This is a genomic window from Microcystis sp. LE19-84.1B (assembly GCF_027531875.1).
GTDB classification, from domain to species: Bacteria; Cyanobacteriota; Cyanobacteriia; order Cyanobacteriales; family Microcystaceae; genus Microcystis; species Microcystis panniformis.
In genome coordinates, this window is the sequence record NZ_JAPZSR010000243.1 from 1 (window position 1) to 4,144 (window position 4,144).

Consider the following 4,144-nt stretch of genomic DNA (forward strand, 5'->3'; position numbering starts at 1 on the left):
TCTAGGGGTGGAGGGTTCCCATTGCCCTATCCTCTTTTCCCGGTCTACCGATTTGTCTGCGCCGTCAGTTGTACTGAACTTCGCTCGTTAGGCTGTCTGAATCCATCGTCACGGGTGGGTCATTGACCACCACTATATTAAGCTAAACGGCTTTTACTTCGGATCACCGATATAGACTCCAAAAGGTTTATAGCTATTGGATCATGCAGGTTAAGCGCCGTTTAGCTTAACACATTCAAGCCGTCGTAGAACGACGGGGTTTCAGACCCAAAATTTCTGATGAATAGTGCCTTGCGGAAAATATTGATAGGCATTCAGGAGGACAAAACGACCAGCGTAAAGGTCTTGGGGCGAAATTTGATGATTCAGATCGATCGTGCGAGCATGGGGGGCAATTCCCGCGATTACTCCCTTTATAATGCCCACATAACCGTCCTGTAGTCCAAAATCGCTAGTAAGGGTTATTAGTGCCTGTTCCGTCATTGACTTGTTCCTAGGGTTGCCAACACCGTTAATAAATCTTAACGCCAAATTCAGTAGCTAAAGATACAGTTTACCAAGGAGAATGTTATGATTTAGATATAAGGTAAGTTAAGTCGCTCAAAAGTCTGTCCATCATGAACAAAAATCGTCAGCAAGTCCTAACACAAGCCGCCGTCGCTCATAGGGAAACACTCCGCAGAAATTTACAACACCGACTGGAAGTGGCTAGAGCGCAGGGAAATGAAGCTTTAGTGCGTCAATTGGAAGCAGAGGCGGCCTATTTGCACCTTCGTTAGATTTAATCGGTGTTTAGTCATAGTCTAGTTGTCGGTTTCTAGTGATCGGTATGCCGATCACTTTTTTTTGGGTGAATTTTTTTTTAATTGCTGATATCTTAACTGGCAATCCCTAAAATAGAAGGAACAGCAGTGTAGAGATCAAATAATTATGGCTTTTTTTCGACAATATATCGCCCCGCTCCTGACTATCCTAGTGTTTTTAGTTGCTCTGGTTGCCACCGGCATCCGGATTTTTTTACCGGCAGATTTAGCGGCACCCGCTCCGATCGAGCCATCCCTGGGCATAATTTTCTTTTATGCTTGGCATGGCTAACCTTCCCGAAGATTATCGGCTGCGACTGGGAAAACCGAGCGATCGCTATCTACTAATTAATTTTCTCACCCGCACCTATCAAGAATTTTTTCCCGAACAAAAAAACCTCTCCCATCTAGCTGATACAGTCAGACAGTTTTTTTGCCTCGATACTCCCCTGTGGATCGTCGAAGGACAACAAACGGCGATCGCTTGTCTCTGGATGGGGAGCGCCGTCGATCAGGTGACAGGCGATCGCTATGGTCATATTTTCCTAATTTACGTCGATCCCCAGCATCGTCGCCAAGGTATCGCCAGCGCACTAATCGATCGAGCTAAGGATTGGGCAAAAAGTCGCGGACAAACCCGCATCGGTTTACAAGTCTTCATCAATAACGACAATGCTCTCAATCTCTACCAAAATCTCGGCTTTCAAACTCGCTCTTTGCTGATGTGGAAAAATATTTAGAAACTGTTAGGAGTCAGGAGATAGGAGTCAGTTATCAGTTATCAGTTCACTGTTTACTGGACGGCTACGCCGTGCCTTTGGCAACACTGAAAAGCTCCCCACTTCCCCACTTCCCCACTTCCCCACTTCCCCACTTCCCCACTTCCCCACTTCCCCACTTCCCCACTTCCCCACTTCCCCACTTCCCCACTTCCCCACTTCCCCACACCCAGGAAAAACTTTTTCAGTAAACCCTAATTATTCTCGATCGAGCGACAAAGGTTAAAATTTGGGAAACACTGGAATACACTGGCAGTCAACGTGGATAAAAACACGCTATTTTAATAACCTATACTAATCTAATCGCGCTTTAGGAGTCAGCAGTTTTCATGGATTCCGTGACAACCCTCCAATGTCAAAACCTAACCTGTCTATCCCCGAACGCTCTCACTAATAGATTCTGTGAAAAGTGCGGTACTCCTTTAGTTAAGCGCTATTTATGGATGATGGGTGATTGGGTGAGAACCTATTATCATGTTGGCGAGCTAATTGATAATCGTTATTTGGTCAAACAACCACAAATTGTTCTTGATACTAAACCCGCTCAAGCACCCCAAGCACCGGAAGAACCTCCTAGCTGGCTCTCCCTCTACCTAAAATTGTTACCATTCCATCTCCATATTCCCCAAGTCTATGGCTATATTCCTAGTCCCGACGAACGCTTGAATATGGACATCTGGCTGTTGGAATACGGCACTATTCCCCTCGATCAAACGGGAGAATTAATATATCCGGAACTATTGCCCACTCTAGCCGAGGTTTGGTCGCAAGCTTCCGATTTAAGACAAATTCACTGGTTATGGCAAATGGCCAAACTCTGGCATCCCCTTCAGAGAAAGGCTGTAGTCTCTAGTCTGCTCAACCCTTCGCTGACGAGAGTGAATAATCAGCTGCTGCAATTGCTAGAATTAAGCAAAGATGAGGCCAACGCTCCCAATTTAAAAGATTTAGGAGCTTTCTGGACCGGTCTGATCCCGACGGCAGCCGCTAATATTCAAGATTTTCTCGTATCCCTGACCCAAGAGCTAGAATCCGGTGATCTCGATCGCCCGGAATCCCTGATCGCTATCCTCGATTATGCACTACAGCACTACGGTGGAGGTCAAGAACGCAGCTATGAGATTTTTACCTGCACTGATACTGGTCTGATGCGGGAACACAACGAGGATGCCTGTTATCCCCCGACTAATCAGGCCATAACCCTCGCTCATGGTCAAAATCCCCTGGCGATTGTCTGTGATGGCATCGGCGGTCAGGAAGGGGGCGAAATCGCTGCTCAATTAGCGATCGAAACCCTGTCTAGGGAAATTAATCCCAGTCCCACCACTAATATTGAAGTCTATCCCGATAGTTACAGTCTTGTCCTCGAACAGGCGATTCGTGTCACCAATGATCTGATCAGTCAACGCAATGATCAGGAGTCAAGACAAGATCGTCAGCGCATGGGTACGACTCTAGTTATGGCTTTTGCCCAGGCCCAGGAAATGTACGCGGCCCATGTGGGGGATTCCCGCATCTATTGGATTACTGCCCACAGTTGTCATCAAGTGACGGTGGATGACGATCTCGCTTCCAGGGAAGTGAAATTAGGCTATCTCCTCTATCGTGATGCCATACAGTATCCCAACGCGGGGGCCTTGGTGCAAGCTTTGGGCATGAGTAGCGCCAATAATCTCCATCCCACCGTTCAGAGGTTGATTATTGATCAAGATTGTGTTTTTCTCCTCTGTTCCGATGGTTTAAGTGATTACGATCGGGTAGAACAATACTGGGACAGTGAAATTGTGCCTCTTTTGCGAGGAGAGAAAAATGTAACCGCCGTGGGGGAAAGTTTATTACAACTAGCTAACCAGAAAAACGGTCACGATAACTCCACCATCGCCCTAGTTTATTGTCGGGTAGTTCCTGCGGCTGAACCTGTCACGCCTTTAGTTTATGCTGAGGCCAAAGAACGGATTATTCCCGATCTTAATGACCAAGATTTTGATCACAGCGGGGACACCTACCCCGGAGAAGAAGTGGTGACAGCAATACCCACTCCCCCCCCTGCATCTTCTTCGGTTTCTAGTCGTACTTCTCCCCCCGCGCTCACTAGGGTTTCACCCCTAGTCGTAGTAGCGATCGCTGTCGGTGTTCTCGGTTTGCTGGCTGCGATCGCTTGGCAATTCTTGAGTCATAATCCCCCTTCCAATCCACCGATTTCTCCCGCACCCGTCACCGGTCCGAGTCCCACGACCGGGACGACACCTTCCGCACCCGTCACCGGTCCGAGTCCCCCCAATGCTTCCCCTAACTAGGGTTTGCAGCAAAAAGTTTTTCGTGGGGACAGGGTGTGGGGTGTGGGGTTAAATACAGAAGCCAAAAACCTAACTAATATTATCCAAAATTACTCATGACTTGTGCTATAATCGTTCTATGAGGAAGTTAACCATATCGGAAGCCGCTAAATTGAAAGGTGTAAGCGTATCGACGTTAAGGCGTTGGGAGTCTGAAGGTAAACTAATTCCAGAACGGACTGCTAATGGGCATCGTCGTTATACAATTTCTCAGTTGCTTGGTTTA

At 47.3% G+C, this 4,144-nt stretch carries 6 protein-coding genes and 1 pseudogene; 5 read left to right on the forward strand and 2 right to left on the reverse strand.

Going from position 1 to position 4,144, the window contains the following annotated elements; translation table 11 throughout:
• Positions 1–279: 279 nt before the first annotated feature.
• Positions 280–483 (reverse strand): annotated as a pseudogene (locus O9324_RS14000) (SAM-dependent chlorinase/fluorinase); the annotation flags it as partial.
• Between the two features lie 134 nt (positions 484–617).
• Between O9324_RS14000 and pirA the strand changes: the two are divergent.
• From pirA to O9324_RS14015, 3 genes are all read left to right on the forward strand, one after another.
• A complete protein-coding gene (pirA, locus tag O9324_RS14005) occupies positions 618–779 on the forward strand; it encodes an arginine synthesis PII-interacting regulator PirA (RefSeq protein WP_002765458.1) in 162 nt (53 codons plus the stop codon).
• Positions 780–930: 151 nt separating this feature from the next.
• The gene (locus O9324_RS14010) at positions 931–1,095 is read left to right on the forward strand and encodes a DUF8624 family small hydrophobic protein (protein ID WP_002765460.1); all 165 of its coding nucleotides are present in this window, start codon (positions 931–933) and stop codon (positions 1,093–1,095) included.
• Positions 1,088–1,543 carry a GNAT family N-acetyltransferase gene (locus O9324_RS14015; protein WP_287709430.1) on the forward strand — a complete coding sequence of 152 codons (456 nt, stop codon included), beginning with the start codon at positions 1,088–1,090 and terminating at the stop codon, positions 1,541–1,543. The genes O9324_RS14010 and O9324_RS14015 overlap by 8 nt, the downstream gene beginning before the upstream one ends.
• A gap of 53 nt (positions 1,544–1,596) precedes the next feature.
• Here the strand turns inward: O9324_RS14015 and O9324_RS14020 are convergent, their stop codons facing one another.
• Positions 1,597–1,749, reverse strand: a complete 153-nt coding sequence (locus O9324_RS14020; protein ID WP_287709665.1) for a hypothetical protein — start codon at positions 1,747–1,749, stop codon at positions 1,597–1,599.
• A gap of 162 nt (positions 1,750–1,911) precedes the next feature.
• Here O9324_RS14020 and O9324_RS14025 point away from each other — a divergent pair, with 162 nt between their 5' ends.
• Positions 1,912–3,879: a PP2C family protein-serine/threonine phosphatase gene (locus O9324_RS14025; RefSeq protein ID WP_288140493.1), complete on the forward strand. Its 1,968-nt coding sequence runs from the start codon at positions 1,912–1,914 to the stop codon at positions 3,877–3,879.
• 118 nt (positions 3,880–3,997) lie between these two features.
• On the forward strand, positions 3,998–4,144 hold a 147-nt coding region (locus tag O9324_RS14030; RefSeq protein WP_288140494.1), incomplete at its 3' end, for a MerR family transcriptional regulator.